This is a genomic window from Catelliglobosispora koreensis DSM 44566 (genome assembly GCF_000379685.1).
GTDB classification, from domain to species: domain Bacteria; phylum Actinomycetota; class Actinomycetes; order Mycobacteriales; family Micromonosporaceae; genus Catelliglobosispora; species Catelliglobosispora koreensis.
In genome coordinates, this window is the sequence record NZ_KB903283.1 from 12,385 (window position 1) to 28,727 (window position 16,343).

Here is a 16,343-nt window from a genome sequence, read left to right on the forward strand (position 1 = left end):
GCAGTAAACGGTTACTTTCAGGCCAGGCCGGCTTCTTTGGCGATGATGGCGGCCTGCACACGCGAGGTGCAGCCGAGCTTGGACAGGACCCGCGAGACATGTGTCTTAGCCGTGGCCTCGCTGATGGTGAACTCAGCGGCGATGTCGGCATTGGACAGTCCGCGGCCGAGAGCGGCCAGGATGTCCCGTTCACGGCCCGTCAAACTGTCCAGTTCCGGTGCCAGCACCGGAGCGGGCGCGGCATGCGTGAACGTATTGAGCACCCGGCGCGTGACCTCGGGCGCGATAACGCCGTCGCCAGCGGCGACCCGCCGGACCGCGTCAATGAGGGCGGCCGGCTCGACGGTTTTGAGCAGGAACCCGGCCGCCCCAGCCCGCAGCGCGCCGAACACGTATTCATCAACGTCAAACGTGGTCAGAATCAGCACCTGCGACAAGCCTTCGGCAGTGATCGCCTGCGTGGCGGCGATGCCGTCCATTCCCGGCATGCGCACGTCCATCAGCACCACATCGGGACGCAGGGCACGCGCCTGACGGATGGCCACTTCACCGTCACCGGCCTCGGCGACCACTTCGATGTCGTCGGCGGCTACCAGCACCAGGCGCAGCCCGGCACGGATCGCCCCGTGGTCGTCGGCGATAACGACGCGCGTGCTCATCTGTCCACTCCAGACGGTGCTCGAAGCGGGAGACTGGCCCGCACGACCCAAACGCCACCCTCGTCCCGTGCGCTGACCGTCCCACCGAGCAGCGCCGCCCGTTGCGTCATGCTCCACAGCCCCGTTCCGGCGCTAAGAGCTTCGCTAAGCGCCGCGGGCCGCTGGGTGAGGGTGTTGGTGACGGTCACCTGCAACCGGTCGGTGACCGAGACGGTGATGTGCACAGCCGATCCGGGGGCGTGTTTACGGGCATTGGTCAGTGCCTCGCTGACGATCCGGTAGCCGGCCTGATCTATCAGTGCCGGAATCGCCTGCTGCGGAAGCGAATCCAGTGTCACGTTCATGCCAGTCGCCTGTGCCGAGGCCACCAGATCGGGCAAGCGCGCAAGACCAGCGGCGGCAACGGCTTGGCTGTCACTGGCGCGCAGCAACGTAATCATCGAGCGCATCTCCTCCAGCGCGGCCAGGCTACTTTGACGGACCGCTTGCAGGGCGGCACGATCGCGGTCGCTGTCCGGCGGACGGGCCAGGGCCGCGCCGGAGTGAATGGCGGTGGTGGACAGGTGGGCGGCGATCACGTCGTGCAGTTCCCGTGCCATCGAGGCACGTTCCTCGTCGATGGCCTCGTGACGGGCCCGTTCCGTGTTGACCTGGCCTAGCTCGCGCTGCTGACGGATGTTGGCCGCCCACCACAGCGGCACGATGAGCAGCGCCGTGAGCTGCAACGCCATGAACACCGACGCCCGCATATCGCCCACGGCCAGGCCGATGACGACGGAGACGGTGCCAATGAGCACTACCACGCAGGTCATTACGGTGGTCCGGGCGCGGGAGCCGGCGTACATGCCCGCGGAGAACAACAGGTCGAAGATGACCAGGACCATGCCCACACTGCCGCCCAGGCCGATGTCGGCAGTGGTCACGACAGCGCCGGCGCTGAGCGCGAGGACCGGACGGTGGCGCTTGACCAGCATTGCCAGGCAGCCGATGGCCAGCAGCACGCTATGCCACCACAGCGGCGAGCCTTCAAGCGCCGGGATCTTCGCGTCGGGATAGACGTGAATGAGGCCGATCAGGTTGAGCGCCAGGCCCATCGCGAAGATGAGCAATGCGACCGCGGTGTCCTGAAACCGGGTGCTGGCACGCCAGCGAGCCTTCAGCCCGCTCCACCACGCCACCGCACCCATGGTCACCATCTCAGCACAGGCGCCGCGGCACCGGCGTCAGTCAAAGGATGTACGCGCCCGTGCCCAGGTGCCATAGTTTGGCCGGCGCGCCGCCCGGGTTGATCCCCCAGTGTTAACGGCATGGATATCGCGTTCCTGGGATCGCTTGCCGCGCTCGCCCTCATAGACTCCACCAGCTTCGGCACGCTGCTGATCCCGATCTGGTTCCTGCTTCATCCGGGAAAACTGCGCGGCAGCCGCATTCTAGTGTTCCTCGGCACCGTCGCCACGTTCTACTTCGCCGTCGGCCTTGGGCTTGTCTATGGCCTGTCCCGGTTCATGCCACAGATTACAGCTTTCCTCGACACCCCAGGCGCGATGTGGACACAGCTCATCCTTGGTGTGGCACTGTTTTTCCTCAGCTTCCGGCTCGACAGCAAGCGCAAGAAGAAGTCAGGCGGTGGCCGGGTGCTCAAGTGGCGTGAACGTGCCCTCGGCGCCGACGGTCAAAACGGTGGCCTGTTCTCGCTAATCGGACTCGCGTTGACCGCCGCCGTCATCGAGGTCGGCAGCATGTTGCCTTACCTGGCCGCGATCGGCCTCATCACCACCGCCGCGCTGACGTTGCCGCAAACCGGGCTCGTGCTCGCCGGCTATTGCCTGGTGATGATTCTGCCCGCGCTCGTGCTGATGGCGCTGCGGATAACGGCCGGGCACCGCATCGAAGGGCTGCTCACGAAAATCAGCAACTGGATGACCAACAGCGATGCGATCGCCTGGATCGTTGGCATTGTTGGGTTTCTGCTGGCCCGTGATGCCGCCGTGCGGCTGGAGCTGATTGGCTAGAAGCGCTTGACGAGCAACTCAAACTCCAGATCGGCGAACTTCGGGATACCGAAACGCTCATCGCCGTACGGAAAAGGGCTCATCGTTCCTGTTCTCTTATAACCCCTCCGCTCGTACCAGGCGATCAGTTCCTCCCGCCGCGAAATCACGGTCATCCGCATCTCGCTGATGTTCCATTCGCGGCGGGCATAGTCTTCGGCGGCAGCGATCATCTGCTTGCCGATCCCGGATCCTTGCAGCAGCGGACGCACCGCGAACATGCCGAAATATGCGTACGTGTCGTGCCGCTCCAAATGACAGCACGCCACGAGCTCGTTTCGCTGGCCGGCAACCAGAATCACACTGTCCGGACCGGACAGTAACGCCGCCACCGATTCGGTGTCCGTTCGCCGCCCGGCAAGCAGATCCGCCTCGTGGGTCCACCCAGCCTTGCTGCTCTCGCCGCGATACGCCGACTCAACCAGCTCAACGATCGCCGGCACCTCACCAGCTGCCGCTAGCCGCCATTCGAACTCAGCCACGGTGACCAACCTACCCGTTCGGATGCGTCCGGAAGTGTTCTGGATCCCCGAAACCCCATCGAAAGATCGGCACACTTACCGGGATAACTGAAACCCTTCAGCGGGGAGGAAAACCTGTGCACAGCTCACCACCCAGACTCAAGCGCCTGCTCACGACCGCCGCAGCGGTGACGGCACTGTTGGCCGGCAGCATGGTCGCTGCCCCGGCGGCGCACGCCGCTCCCGTGCCGGCTCCGGACCCGTGCGCGCACAAGAGCCACGACTACAACGGAGAAGGCAAGGCCTACACCAACAAGGACCTCAACCTCAAAGCCGAGCCTGCCTCGTCATGCAACAACACCAGCTGGATTCCGCAAGGAACTCTCGTGTACTACCACTGCTTCTACTACAACGTTCACGGCAACCTGTGGTGGTACGTCCGGGCGGCCGGATCGAACAAGTACGGCTGGACTTCTGCCGCGAATCTGTACGACCAGTCCAGTGATGAAAACGGCGACGGCTGGATCTCTTACATCGCCTGCTAGCTAAACAGTGCTGGCCAGGTTTCCGCCTGGCCGGCACTGTTTAGCCATACGGGCTAAGACTTGAGCGACCGTCCACTGGCGACAAGAGCCTCACCGAGAAGGCGAATAGCTTTCGGACCCATGCCATGCATGGCTTTCAGCTGCTCCTCGGTGATGTTAGCGAGCTCGTCCAGAGTCGTGATGCCAGCGTTGACGAGCGCTTGCGTGGCCGGTTTCCCGATCGCCTTCGGCAAGTCACCGACCGCGCCCGGCACGGCGGCGTCGGCGGCAGCGGCCTGGCTGGCCAGCCGCTTCGGAGCATGCCAGAGCCAGGCGCGGCGGACCCAGTGATTGAGCTGCTGGCCATTGATGTCGGCAAGGGGCACCTGAACCCCGGCGGCGGCCGTCAGGCGCTGCGCCGTTGGGTGCTCGGCGAGAACGGCATCGGCATCGGCATCCGCGACGTGAAGCCGCACGATATTGCCTTCTGCCAGCGCCGCGAACGTCTTCCCACTGACGGTGAAACGCGACATGCCCTCGTCATTACGCTGTTCAGCGGCCTCGGGCAGGGAAAGCGCGGTCTTGCGCAATTGAGCGAACGTGGTCATAGTTTACTTTCGCATTCGGTCGCCGATGGTAGTGCTAGCCCCCGCACGGATGCGGTGGCTGGCGGGATTCCGTAGTTATGGGCGATTCGACACACTTGATCAATGACTGACACGATGGTGCTGGAGCCGCCAGCGGTCGCTGCCCGCGGCAGTGACTTCGCGCGGTTGTCCGAGCGGATCAGCCGGGCCGGCCTGCTCGAGCGAAGACCCGTCTACTACGCCCTGCGCATCGGTGGGGTCGCCGCGGCCTATATTTTGGGCTGGGCGGCCTTTGTCGTTATTGGAAACTCCTGGCTTCAGTTAGCGGTCGCCGCGTTCATGGCGATCGTCTTCGCACAGGTCGCCCTCGTCGCACACGACCTGGCGCACCGGCAGGTCTTCACCTCACGCCGGCCTAGCGAAATCGCCGGCCTGATCGCCGGCAACCTCGGCATCGGCATGAGCTACGGCTGGTGGATGGACAAACACACCCGCCACCACGCCAACCCCAATCACGAGGACCACGATCCCGATGTGTCTCCGGACATTCTGGTTTGGTCGGCCGACCAGGCCCGTGCCAGCAAGGGCGTTCCGGCGTTCATTGGCAAATGGCAGGCGTTCTTGTTCTTCCCGCTGCTGCTTCTGGAAGGCCTGAACCTGCACGTCGCCAGTGCCACGGCACTGCGCAACCGCAAGAACATGCGACACCGCAAGGTGGAGATTGTGCTTTTCACCGTGCACGTGATCGGCTATCTGGCACTGGTGTTCGCGATGCTGCCAGTGGGTAAAGCACTGCTGTTCATCGCCGTGCACCAGAGCCTTTTCGGTCTGTACCTGGGTTCGACGTTCGCCCCCAATCACAAGGGCATGCCGATGGCCGAAGAAGGAATGGACTTCCTGCGCAAGCAGGTAATCACGTCACGCGACGTGACCGGTGGCCGGCTGATGGACGCCGCTCTGGGCGGGCTCAACCACCAGATCGAGCATCATCTGTTCCCGAGTATGCCGTCGCCGAATCTGCGGCACGCCAAGCCCATCGTGCGCCAGTTCTGCGCCGAGATCGGTGTGCCGTACCAAGACTCCAGCCTTATCGATTCTTACCGTCAGGCGCTGCGGCACCTGCACGAGGTTGGTGCTCCCTTGCGGGCGCGGTAACGCACTAGGTTGGCAAGCATGGGTGAATTTCTCCATGCCGATATGAGTGGGTCCCGCTTTGAGCACGTCGACTTGCGCGGTGCGAACTTGCGCGATGTCGACCTCAGCGGGGCCCAATTTCGTGGTGTCGCCCTCAACGAGGTCGTCATGCGCGGTGTTGAACTGGTCAATGTGGATATCTGCGGCGAGATCCAGAAACTGATCGTCAACGGGGTTGATGTCACTCCGCTAGTCAACGCGGAACTGGACCGCCGCTACCCCGACCGGGCGAAGATGCGTCCCACCGACGTGACTGGTTTCCAGGAAGCCTGGGCCACACTGGAAAAACTGTGGGCCGCCACCGTCGCGCGGGCCCGGCGCCTGCCACCCGAACTACTTGATGACTCCGTCGATGGCGAATGGTCTTTCCTCGAAACCTTGCGCCACTTGGTTTTCGCCACCGATTCCTGGGTACGCCGGGCGATCCTCGGCGACCCGGCATCCTGGCATCCGCTGGGCTTGCCGTGGGACGAAATGCCTGACACACCTGGCATTCCCCGCGATCGCACCGCGCGCCCGAGCCTCGATGAAGTGCTCGAGCTGCGTTACGACCGCATGGCCACCGTGGACCAGGTGCTCACTGACCTCACGCCAGAGTTTCTCGACAGTCAGACGACGGCCGTCGACGCGCCCGGCTGGCCACCCCCACACAGCTTTCCCGTCCGGGAATGCTTGTCAGTCATCCTCAACGAGGAGTGGGAGCATCGCCTTTACGCCGAGCGCGACTTGGACATCCTCGAAACACGACTGTCCACTTAGGATGGTGCGCCAAACCAGCTCGGGAGATGGCTAAGCAGATCCCGCTGATCGTCGCCCGCCCACGCCACGTGGCCGTCAGGCCGCAGGAGCACGGCGGGCGCGTCCAGTTCCTCACTGACATCGGCGACGTGATCGACCCGATCCTCCCAGCCCGTCACCGAAAGCTGGCCCGTCTGGTCGAGCAGCAGTCCCCGGCCGCGATGCATCAGCCCGTAGAGGTGGCCTTGCTTCAGGCTGATATCGCGCAACCGCTTGCCGACAAGCTCGTGACCCTCGCCGAAGTCGTAACGGACGGAGATCGCGGTGATCTTCTCGATCAGGTACCGGTTCACCTCATCGATATCCATCAGCTCCGTTAACAACCGGCGAACGGCCTGAGGACCCGCCTCGGTGGAAATCAGCTCCGCCTGTGCACGGGTGTTGTTCAGCACGTCAGCGGCCACCGGATGCCGCTCGGCGTGATAGGTGTCCAGCAGCCCGCCGGGTGCCCAGCCCGCGATCTGAGCGGCCAGTTTCCAGCCAAGGTTGAACGCGTCCTGGATGCCCAAGTTGAGGCCTTGCCCGCCCATCGGCGGGTGGACGTGCGCCGCGTCGCCTGCCAGAAATACCCGGCCCACGCGATAGTGATCGGCTTGCCGGGTGGCATCGCCGAAGCGCGACAGCCAGCGCGGCGAGTGCACACCGAAGTCCGTGCCAGCGACCGCCAGCAGCTGCCGCTTGAACTCCTCAAGGGTCGTCTCCGAGCGCTGTTCAGCCACCTCCCGGGCGGGCACCACGACCCGGTACACGCCGTCACCGATGGGCCCGAGGCCGAATCGCTTCTGGGTCTTGCGAATCTCGGCGGTCACTTCGGCCACCGTTTCGGCGGACGCGGTGACTTCCATTTCCCCCAGCAAGGTGTCCGCCTTGGACGGTTCGCCGGGGAATCCCACGCCGAGCAGTTTGCGGACCGTGCTGCGGCCGCCGTCGCAGCCTGCCAGATAGCGCGACCGCAGCCGCGTGCCATCAGCCAGCTCAACGGTCACGCCGTCGTCGTCCTGGCTTAGCCCGGTCACTTCGCAGCCGCGGCGGATCTCGGTGCCCAGCTCGGCTGCACGCTCGGCTAGCAAGCGATCAGAAACGGTCTGCGGGATGCCCAGAACGTAACCGTGCGCGGTGTCCAGCCTCTCGGGCGCGGGCTTGTCGATTCCTGCGAAGTAACCGCGCAGCGGATGCTGCTTGCCGACAGCGAGGAACCGCTCCAGTAAACCGCGCTGGTCCATCACCTCGATGCTGCGCACGTGAAGACCGAGCGCCCGGATGAACGCAGGTGGCTCCGTCTCCTTCTCCAGCACGACCACCCGCACACCGTGCAGACGCAGCTCACAGGCCAGCATCAAGCCGGCCGGCCCGCCCCCGGCGACGATGACGTCAATCATGAAAACCCCCATTTCAAGGCGACAGCCTGCGATTCTGCTCCCTAGCCCCGGTCTTGCCGCAAGCCCCCAGGTGCGGTATATGTTAGAAGTGGCAAGGAGTTCTCCTCCTCATTTGCCCCCACTCAACGCCTTCAGCGCCCCGATCACCCGGTCCACCTCATCGGCCGTGTTGTAATGCAGAAACCCGATCCGCAACGCGCCGTCAGGCAAGCCGATCGCGTCGAACACGCTGCCAGAGTGAAACCGCCCAGCGCCAGCGGCGATGCCTTGCGCCGCAAGTGCTTTGGCCAGGCTGACGGGATGATGACCAGGCAGCGACAGGGCGAAGGTAGCGGTCCGTTCTGACATCGCCGGCACGCCATGCAAACGCCAGCCCTCCGGGATACCGTCGAGGAACCGTTGCCCCAGCTGGGTTTCGTGAGCAGCGATCGCCGCCCAGCCCACACTGTCCAAATAGTCCAGTGCGGCTGACAGGCCGGCCAGCGACTCAAACGGCAGCGTCCCGTGCTCGAACCGTCCCGCCGCCCCTCCCCTGACGTAGGCGAGACCCACATGAGGGCCAAAGAACTTGTACGCCGAGCAGATCGCCACATCCACACCGAGTGCCGCGACCTGTGCTGGGGCGTGCGGAGCCCAATGGGTGAGGTCCGCCCACGCGAGCGCTCCCGCTCGGTGCGCTAGTTCCACCACCGCGGCGACGTCGACAGCGGTGCCAATTCCGTTGTTGGCGTAGGGAAAGGCCACGATCCGCGTACGGTCGCTAAGCGCGGCCGCGAGCGCGGCCAGATCCAGACGCGTATCGGCGCCAATGCCGATCGTGCGCACAGTCAGCCCGAGATCTTCGGCGGCCTGTGTCCACGGGGCGATGTTGGAATCGTGATCGAGGGTCGTGACGATGACTTCGTCACCAGGACGCAAAGCTTGCGTGGCCCAACGGGATAGCGTGAGGTTCAGCGACGTCGCGTTGAGTCCAAACACGACCTCCTCAGGCGAACTCGCACCGAGGAACCGGGCCGCCTTGGTCCGCGTCTGCGCCACCACCTCGGCGGTCGCGAGACTATGGCTGAACACCGCGCCCATGTTGGCGTTGCGGGTTGTTAAGTATCCGGTGATGGCGTCTAGTACCGGCTGTGGTGTTTGGGATCCCGCAGGGCCATCGAGCCGCACGGTGGCCTCGGCTAAGGCGGGAAACAGCGCACGCACCTTCATCAGCGCCGCCCCCCGAACGTCCAGTCGTGCACTTCGATGCTGGCGTATCTGCTCGCTGTCAGCGTTTCGCGTGCCGTGGCCGCATCCGGTGCCATCACGAGAGCGGCTGTGCCCAGCCAGGTCGCGCCATCGTCAGAAAGCAGCGGGCCAAACGCGATTAGCGTTTCACTGTTAGCCGGAACGGGCTCTTCGTGCGTGCCGGAGCCCAGACCGATGACGAGGTAACGGTTGCTGGCCTCCCGGTCGCCGGGGAACTCCCACATGGTGCGGCCAAGAACGTTGCGCCACCGGCGGAGCATGACGTCGCGGTACGCACCGGCTTGGTAATTGGGTTCTTCGAAGGCGAACGCCCGAGCGGCGGCCGCGTCCGGCAGATCGGCGATGTGCACGCTGCCGGTGGGTGTGCCGTCAGCGGAGAAGGTCGGTCCCCTAGCGATCAGCTCCTTGGCGAAGCGGTCCATGTAGGACCAGTGCTCCTCCAACAGCTCGTCGCGCAAGGCGGCCGAGCCGGCCCGGTCGCGGTGGTAGCAGAAGAACTCCATGTCTCACAGTCCACCATGCTCGTGTTTGCTTGCGCGCACCACCGGGTATATGTAGGCCAGTGTCAATGTATTGACTGAGGGGTCGGGATATGGGTATCGATGACAAAATCGGTAATGCCGCTGAAGACGCGCTGGGCAAGGCCAAAGAAAAGGCCGGCGAAGTAACAGGCAACGAAGAACTCGAAGCCGAAGGCGTCGCCGACCAGGCCAAGGCTGGCCTAGAGCAAGCCGGTGAGCACGTCAAAGACGCCGCCAACGACGTGACAGACGCGGCCAAGGATGTGCTAGACCGCTAACGCACCAAACGATTTGTGGCCGGCCTCATCGAGGCCGGCCACTATCGTCTTTGCCCTAGGCGGCGATCCCATTGACGGGACGATCGAAGTGACGGTGCGCGGCGATCGCCTCAGCGAACTGCTCCACCACAGCCTTCGTCACCTTCTGGCCCGCCTTCACCGCGACGACACCGTCTAGTGCGCCGGCCATCGGCTTACTGGCCTTCTTGCCCGGCCTATCAGATGCCTCGAAGATCGGCAGCCGAGCTTGACGCACAACTTGTTCACCTTCACCGAGGATGGCCAGTGGCTTGGCGTGCTTGTACGTCTCGGCGATGAAGTGGACAGCGTAGCCGTCGTCAGCCAGAGCATCCGCTGACTCGGTGCCTCCCGCGACCACGACCGCGTCGTAAAGCACAGACGAGACCGTGTTCATCGCCCGGTCGACAGGTAAAGTCTTGCCGCTGGCCGCTTTGACGATGCCATCAACGAGCCCCAGCAGTTCGACCACTGCGCCTTGAGCAGCCAGTCCTTCCTGGATCGCCTTGACACCCGTCGCCTCGACCCCGTCAGCGACCAATACCGCGACTTTGCGGCCCGTGATGGGCCCCGGAGGCTGCTGATCCTGGCTCAGCGCCGCGGAGAATCTGCCGTGATTCTTGACGGCCTTCGCCGGCGCGGCGACGCCGACGCCTGCCGCGACAGAGACAGCGAGACTGTGGTCGATTCGCGCGAGGTGCTCGACCATCAGTTCCCGGATGGGCATGCGTGTTACCTTGCCGAGCTCAAAGCGGTATGCGGCGACAATGTGTTCCTTTTCCCAAGCGCTCATGCTGTTCCAGAACAAAGTGGCCTGACTGTAATGATCGGCGAACGTCTCGGCACGCTTGCGCAGTTTGACTCCGTCGACCTCTTGCGGGAAATGCTTGAAAGCGTTGTCAGCCCCGGCGATGAACGGGCAGCCGCCACCGGTCGTGTTCGGATGGTAGTTGCCTTCCCCCAGCGGGATCGCGTGCTGATGGAAGCCATCTTGCTGGTGGTGCCGTACGGGCGCCACCGGCTGGTTGATCGGAATCTGGGCGAAGTTTGGCCCGCCGAGGCGAGTCAGCTGGGTGTCCAAATAGGAGAATAGCCGCGCTTGCATGAGTGGATCGTTGGTGAAGTCGATACCCGGGACGACGTTGCCGACGCTGAACGCGATCTGTTCGGTTTCGGCGAAGAAGTTGTCGGGGTTACGGTTGAGCACCATCCGCCCCACGGGCGTCACCGGGACCAGCTCTTCAGGGATAAGTTTGGTGGCATCGAGCAGGTCGATCCCGTCAAAGGCGAACTCGTCCTCCTCAGCGATCAGTTGCACGCCTAGTTCATATTCCGGGTACGCGCCTGATTCGATCGATTCCCAAAGGTCACGGCGGTTGAAGTCCGGGTCTTTTCCGGAGATCTTCTGCGCTTCGTCCCACACCAGGGAATGGGTGCCAGCCACCGGTTTCCAGTGGAACTTAACGAACGTAGACTTTCCGCCGCCGTCGACGAGCCGGAAGGTGTGCACACCAAAGCCTTGCATCGTGCGGAAGCTGCGCGGGATCGCCCGGTCAGACATGAGCCAGATGACGTGATGCATTGTTTCTGGTTGCTGGGTAACGAAATCCCAGAACGAGTCGTGCGCCGACGCTGCCTGTGGCATCTCATGGTGCGGTTCGGGTTTGACGGCGTGAATGATGTCAGGAAACTTGATGCCGTCCTGGATGAAGAAGACCGGCATGTTGTTCCCGACGAGATCGAAATTTCCTTGCTGGGTATAGAACTTCACCGCGAAACCACGCACGTCACGAGGTGTGTCGGTGGACCCGCGCGATCCTTGCACAGTTGAGAACCGCACGAACACGGGCGTCTGCACACTCGGGTCAATGAGAAAATCCGCTTTCGTGTACGCGGCGAGCTCGTTTCCGTAAGGCTGGAAGAAGCCATGTGCGCCGGACCCCCGGGCGTGCACGACCCGCTCTGGAATCCGCTCGTGGTCGAACCGCATGATCTTTTCCCGGAGGTGGAAGTCCTCCAGGAGATTCGGCCCGCGCGGCCCCGCTCTCAGGGCGTTGTCGGTGTCGTCGACAACAATCCCCTGATCGGTGGTCAGCACGGTGTCTTGCTTATCGATCCGGTGCGCTCGCAGCTGGGTTTCTTTGAGATCGCCACCCGACGCGGCCACGGCTTTCTTCGCCGCTGGTTTTGAGTTCTTCTTGGCCGGTGTGGCTTTCTTCGGTTTGGCGGTCATGGCGTTTCCTTCGCTCCGGCACTCATCGCGTCAGATAGTGCGTCGCGGACACGGTCGAATACGGCTATCGGCGCGCCGAGAAATAGATTCGCCGTCGCGGTCGGTGGCACCTCTGGATGCGGTTGCGTGGGCGACAGCGCCGCCGCGGCACGGGCCGCGGCGGCAAGCCTTCGCAACGTTGCTGGATCGGTCACCTCACGCAGCCGGAGAAACTCAAGCTGCTCTTCCGCTTTCGCGTGGGCGCTGACAGCGTCGCGCAACTCCAGCAACTCGGCGTCAAACGCCGGATCGGCGACACCCATCTCGTGCAAGCGAGCCAATACTTGTTTAGCGTCTTGCTCTTCGGCGAGCCTGTCTGGCACCACCGTATCGCCGTCAGGAAGCTTGTCCTGCGCCAGCGGGTGAACGACTAGTTCTTCTACGCTTTCATGTACGGCCAGCAAACTAACTAGATCGGCGAACAACTGTTGCTTGTGGTCGCCTTGAGCGGCATCGAGCTGGCTGAATAGCAACTTAATTTGCTGATGGTGCGACAGCAGTAGGTCCACGACGTCCGGTTCCGCGCCTGGCATCTGGCCCCCAAGGTATTTCGGTATTCGCCGTCATACCCAACCTCCGGACTTCTAACCTATCGGGATGCCTGATCTTGCAGCTGCGATTCAAGGCGTTCTTGTTCTTCTAAAGGCTGTGCTTCTGCCGCGATCAGTTCGTCGCGGGCGCCGTGGGTGGCCCGGATCAGTTCATCAAGTTTGAGCATGAGCGCGCGGGACTCGCGGCCGGTGGTGTGCTGAATGAGAAACACCATGATGAAGGTGAATACACTCGTTACGGCGACGAGAATTTGCGTCCAGTGTTCGGTGAACCCACTGGCGAAACCGACTATGAGCCACATGGCGGCCAGCCCGATCGATATCGCTGCCGACCATGCCGACCCGGCGGCATCGACGATCGCCCGCGCCAAGGCCGACAGGCCTCCGCGTACCCGTTCGTTGCCATTAACCATGCACGTGGTTACCCAATGGTCACCCGCGGATAAACGGTCGCTTGTGATATTAGGGCGAAGGCGGCCGAAGGCGAGTCTCGGTATCAAGCTGTTCGGTGTACTTGGCGATCGCCCGCTGCAGCCGGTGGATCCGCTGCTGCAATTCGGCGCGCGTGTCGTGGTAGGCGGCCGCGACTTCTTCGGCTTTAGCCCGCTGCTCCTGTAACTGACACTCCCGGTCTTGCGCCTCACGGCGCATAGCGCCGTATTTGGACTCTGCCGCGATGATCGCCGGCAGATTTTGGCTGCGGCGGGCTTCGGCGACGCGGGCGCCCTGGTCCTGCAGATCGCCGATCATTTCACTGATCCGCGCCTGCAACCTGGCCTCATAAGCGGCACGCACGGACTTTTCCGCTTGCTCCACGACGTCGAGCTGCCAGCGCTGACGCCAATAATCCGCGAGCTGTTCTCGCATTACGGCGATATCCTGCGACGTCATTGGCGACTCCCATGCTGCGCGAATTTGAGCGTCATTTAATAGGCGCCGAACGCGCACTTAACGTCACCGGTACAAAGGCGTGCAGCTTTCTTTCACCGACTGCCGCCCCTTCCGGAATTCTGAACCGGTTATGCCAGTCTTGGTTCGTGCGTTTGCAGGTGCGGCTCTTAGGTGCGTTAGAAGTGCTGGTGGATGGCCAGCCGGTGCGGGTGAGCGGGCGCCCGGCGGTCCTGCTGGTGGTGCTCGCCATGTCGGCGGGGCGTGCGGTGTCACTCGACATGCTCGCCGAGGCAGTTTGGGGTGCGGATTTGCCGCGCAATCCCCGGGCGAGCGTGCACACCTATCTGACCCGGCTGCGCGGGTTGCTGGGGACGGACGTGATCGAGTCAGGTCCGGCTGGCTACGTGCTTCGAGCCGAGGTGGATGCCGTCCATTTCGTACGTCTCCTCGATCAAGGTGACGCGGCGACCGAAAGGCAGCGTTTGGCCGAGGCGCTGGCCTTGTGGCGGGATGTGCCCTTTGGCGGAGTGGAGTCTTCGTGGCTGGAAGTCGTGGAGGCGCCGCGATTGATAGAGCGGTTCATAACAGCGGCTCAGCGGCGCATCGATTTGGACCTTGATGCCGGCCGCATAGATGGCTTAGCTGTCGAGTTGGTGGAATTGACCTCTCGGTTCCCGCTGCGGGAACCGTTGGTGGCACGGCTATTGCGGGTGCTGGATCGCAGCGGCCGCCGGGCTGAGGCGCTGGAGCGGTTCGAGGCGTTCCGGGTGCGGCTTGCCGAGGAACTGGGAGCGGATCCGGGTCCAGAGTTACGCGCGTTTCATGCGCACTTGCTGTCGGCCGCGCTAGAGCCAGCGCAGCCGTCGGGGTCACTTCAGGCGGCAGTGGTGCCACGGCAACTGCCGGTTGATGTGGCCGGGTTCGTGGGCCGCGACGAGGCCCTGAAAGTGCTTGACGGACTACTGGATGGGAGTGTGAGCGGGACGCTGCCGCCGCTGTCGATCGCGGCGGTGTCAGGTGCGGCCGGGATTGGCAAGTCGGCGTTAGTGGTGCATTGGGCGCACCGCACGGTGAGCCAGTTCCCTGACGGGCAGCTATATGCGAACCTGCGAGGCTTTGATCCGTCAGGGGCTCCCCGGCAGCCCTCGGAGGTACTGCGGGGATTCTTGTCAGGGCTCGGTGTGCCGGCGGGCTCCGTGCCAGAGGAGGTAGAAGCGCGGGCGAGTTTGTTCCGCAGCGTCTTGTCCGGGCGGCGCGTATTGGTGGTATTGGACAACGCACGCGATGCCGAGCAAGTGCGGCCTTTGCTGCCTGGAGCGCCAGGTTGCCTGGTGGTGGTGACCAGCCGGGGACGGCTGACGAGTCTGGTCGCCGGCGAGGGCGCACGACCGGTCTCTTTGGACGTGCTGTCCGCGGCGGAGGCACGACAGCTGCTCAATCACCGGATTGGTCCACGGCGGGTCGGCGCGGAGCCCGCCGCGACAGACGAGATCATCAGCCGGTGCGCTGCTCTCCCCCTGGCGTTAACAGTCGTGGCCGCTCGCGCCGCGCTCCAACCCGACTATCCATTGAGCCGGCTGGCATCGCAACTGCGCGCGACACGGGTCGACCTGAGCGCCTTCCACGAGCCCGATCCCGCGGCCGACTTGCGAGCTGTGTTCTCATGGTCGTTCGAAACCGTTGGTGAAGCCGCGGCCCGGCTATTTCGGTTGCTAGGGCTGCATCCTGGCCCCGATCTCGGTGAGCACGCGGCCGCGAGTCTGGCCGGGGTTCCCGTTGCTGAGGCGCGCTCGCTGCTCACGGAACTGACACGGGCGAGCCTGCTCGCGGAAACCGTGCCGGGACGGTACTCCTTCCACGACCTCCTGCGGGCTTTCGCTGTCGAGCAAACGGGTGTCCACGAAACCGGGCAGCAGCGCCGGGACGCGACGCAACGCCTGCTCGCCTACTTCGTCCACAGTGGACATGCGGCGACGCTGGCGCTGAACTCGCAACGGGAGCCGATTACCCTTGCCGCGTGCCCGCACGATGTCACCCCGGAAAGTTTCGGCGGCCACGTCGATGCCTTCCAGTGGTTCACCTCGGAGCGCTCCGCCCTGCAGGCGATGATGGGCAAGGCGATCGAGTCCGGATACGACTCCTACGCCTGGCAGCTCGCCTGGGTCCTCAACGAAGGACTCGACCGGCAAGGTTGCTGGCACGAAATCATTGACACACAAATGATCGCGATCGCGGCGGCCGACCGTCTAGGCGACCGTGAAGCCGCCGCGCAAGCTCGCCGCTATCTCGCCCGCGGTTATGGACTCCTGAGCCGCTTTGAGGAGGCACACGCCAGCCTGCGTAAGGCACTGGAACTGTATGGCTCACAAGGCAATCACACCGGCCGCGCCAACACCCATCGCTCCATAAGCTGGATCTACGGGCGGCAAGATTTGCTGGACAAGGCGATCGAGCACGCTTTGCATGCCCTGCACCTCTTTCAGGAGTCAGACGATCAGGCGGGCGTGGGCAGGGCGCTGAACTCGCTGGGCTGGATGCATTCCCGGCTCGGGCAGCATGAGCAGGCCGTGGCCTACTGTCAGCAGGCGCTCCCCTTGCACCGGGCGGCAGGCACGCCGTACAGCCTCGCCGCTACGTGGGACAGCCTCGGCGTCGCTGAACACCACCTGGGCCGGCACACGGAAGCGATCGCGTGTTACCAGCAGGCACTGGAGATCCTCGACGGCATCGGCGCGCGCTACAGCAAAGCCAACGCGCTCGTGCACCTCGGGGACACCCACGTCGCTGTCGGTGACGTCACCGCGGCACGCGAGGTGTGGCTGCAAGCGGTCGACATCCTGATCGAGTTTGGCCATGCCGACGCCGGCGTCGTGCAGAGCAAGCTTGAAGCCCTGCCCGCATCCTGAAGCCG

General features: G+C 63.9%; 17 protein-coding genes. 6 read left to right on the plus strand and 11 right to left on the minus strand.

What is annotated here, in order from left to right:
- Window positions 1–17: 17 nt before the first annotated feature.
- The gene (locus A3E1_RS0125680; protein ID WP_020523657.1) at window positions 18–659 is read right to left on the minus strand and encodes a response regulator; all 642 of its coding nucleotides are present in this window, start codon (window positions 657–659) and stop codon (window positions 18–20) included.
- Window positions 656–1,846, minus strand: coding sequence for a sensor histidine kinase (locus tag A3E1_RS42050; protein ID WP_020523658.1), 1,191 nt, complete (start codon window positions 1,844–1,846; stop codon window positions 656–658). Before A3E1_RS42050 ends, A3E1_RS0125680 begins: the two co-directional genes overlap by 4 nt.
- Window positions 1,847–1,966: 120 nt before the next feature.
- Between A3E1_RS42050 and A3E1_RS0125690 the strand changes: the two genes are divergently transcribed.
- On the plus strand, window positions 1,967–2,671 hold the full coding sequence (locus tag A3E1_RS0125690; protein ID WP_020523659.1) for a GAP family protein: 705 nt from the start codon (window positions 1,967–1,969) through the stop codon (window positions 2,669–2,671).
- Here the strand turns inward: A3E1_RS0125690 and A3E1_RS0125695 are convergent.
- Complete coding sequence (locus tag A3E1_RS0125695) at window positions 2,668–3,192, minus strand: GNAT family N-acetyltransferase (protein ID WP_020523660.1); 525 nt, start codon at window positions 3,190–3,192, stop codon at window positions 2,668–2,670. The genes A3E1_RS0125690 and A3E1_RS0125695 overlap by 4 nt on opposite strands.
- Before the next feature lie 116 nt (window positions 3,193–3,308).
- Here A3E1_RS0125695 and A3E1_RS45080 point away from each other — a divergent pair, with 116 nt between their 5' ends.
- Window positions 3,309–3,716, plus strand: a complete 408-nt coding sequence (locus A3E1_RS45080; RefSeq protein ID WP_020523661.1) for a hypothetical protein — start codon at window positions 3,309–3,311, stop codon at window positions 3,714–3,716.
- A gap of 53 nt (window positions 3,717–3,769) precedes the next feature.
- On the opposite strand, the gene A3E1_RS0125705 is transcribed toward A3E1_RS45080, so the two are convergent.
- A complete protein-coding gene (locus A3E1_RS0125705) occupies window positions 3,770–4,303 on the minus strand; it encodes a helix-hairpin-helix domain-containing protein (protein ID WP_020523662.1) in 534 nt (177 codons plus the stop codon).
- 102 nt (window positions 4,304–4,405) lie between these two features.
- On the opposite strand from A3E1_RS0125705, the gene A3E1_RS0125710 reads away from it, so the two are divergent.
- The gene (locus tag A3E1_RS0125710) at window positions 4,406–5,437 is read left to right on the plus strand and encodes a fatty acid desaturase family protein (protein WP_211215988.1); all 1,032 of its coding nucleotides are present in this window, start codon (window positions 4,406–4,408) and stop codon (window positions 5,435–5,437) included.
- Window positions 5,438–5,455: 18 nt separating this feature from the next.
- The gene (locus tag A3E1_RS0125715; RefSeq protein WP_026208840.1) at window positions 5,456–6,235 is read left to right on the plus strand and encodes a DinB family protein; all 780 of its coding nucleotides are present in this window, start codon (window positions 5,456–5,458) and stop codon (window positions 6,233–6,235) included.
- On the opposite strand, the gene rox is transcribed toward A3E1_RS0125715, so the two are convergent.
- The 3 genes from rox to A3E1_RS0125730 form a co-directional block, all read right to left on the minus strand.
- Entirely contained in the window at window positions 6,232–7,653 is a 1,422-nt protein-coding gene (gene rox / locus A3E1_RS0125720; protein ID WP_026208841.1) for a rifampin monooxygenase, read from the minus strand. The genes A3E1_RS0125715 and rox overlap by 4 nt on opposite strands.
- Before the next feature lie 108 nt (window positions 7,654–7,761).
- Entirely contained in the window at window positions 7,762–8,862 is a 1,101-nt protein-coding gene (locus A3E1_RS0125725) for an aminotransferase class V-fold PLP-dependent enzyme (protein ID WP_020523666.1), read from the minus strand.
- Complete coding sequence (locus tag A3E1_RS0125730; RefSeq protein ID WP_020523667.1) at window positions 8,862–9,404, minus strand: YciI family protein; 543 nt, start codon at window positions 9,402–9,404, stop codon at window positions 8,862–8,864. The genes A3E1_RS0125725 and A3E1_RS0125730 overlap by 1 nt, the downstream gene beginning before the upstream one ends.
- 89 nt (window positions 9,405–9,493) lie before the next feature.
- Between A3E1_RS0125730 and A3E1_RS0125735 the strand changes: the two genes are divergently transcribed.
- Window positions 9,494–9,700, plus strand: a complete 207-nt coding sequence (locus A3E1_RS0125735) for a CsbD family protein (protein ID WP_020523668.1) — start codon at window positions 9,494–9,496, stop codon at window positions 9,698–9,700.
- Window positions 9,701–9,755: 55 nt separating this feature from the next.
- Here A3E1_RS0125735 and A3E1_RS0125740 read toward each other — a convergent pair whose 3' ends face one another.
- The 4 genes from A3E1_RS0125740 to A3E1_RS0125755 form a co-directional block, all read right to left on the minus strand.
- On the minus strand, window positions 9,756–11,951 hold the full coding sequence (locus A3E1_RS0125740) for a catalase (protein ID WP_020523669.1): 2,196 nt from the start codon (window positions 11,949–11,951) through the stop codon (window positions 9,756–9,758).
- Window positions 11,948–12,523, minus strand: a complete 576-nt coding sequence (locus A3E1_RS0125745; protein WP_020523670.1) for a hemerythrin domain-containing protein — start codon at window positions 12,521–12,523, stop codon at window positions 11,948–11,950. The genes A3E1_RS0125740 and A3E1_RS0125745 overlap by 4 nt, the downstream gene beginning before the upstream one ends.
- A 56-nt stretch (window positions 12,524–12,579) precedes the next feature.
- Window positions 12,580–12,912, minus strand: a complete 333-nt coding sequence (locus tag A3E1_RS42060) for a low affinity iron permease family protein (protein WP_157631737.1) — start codon at window positions 12,910–12,912, stop codon at window positions 12,580–12,582.
- A 91-nt stretch (window positions 12,913–13,003) separates the two neighbouring features.
- Window positions 13,004–13,432 carry a hypothetical protein gene (locus tag A3E1_RS0125755; RefSeq protein WP_026208844.1) on the minus strand — a complete coding sequence of 143 codons (429 nt, stop codon included), beginning with the start codon at window positions 13,430–13,432 and terminating at the stop codon, window positions 13,004–13,006.
- A gap of 146 nt (window positions 13,433–13,578) precedes the next feature.
- Here A3E1_RS0125755 and A3E1_RS0125760 point away from each other — a divergent pair, with 146 nt between their 5' ends.
- Window positions 13,579–16,338: an AfsR/SARP family transcriptional regulator gene (locus tag A3E1_RS0125760; RefSeq protein ID WP_040391835.1), complete on the plus strand. Its 2,760-nt coding sequence runs from the start codon at window positions 13,579–13,581 to the stop codon at window positions 16,336–16,338.
- Window positions 16,339–16,343 lie beyond the last annotated feature (5 nt).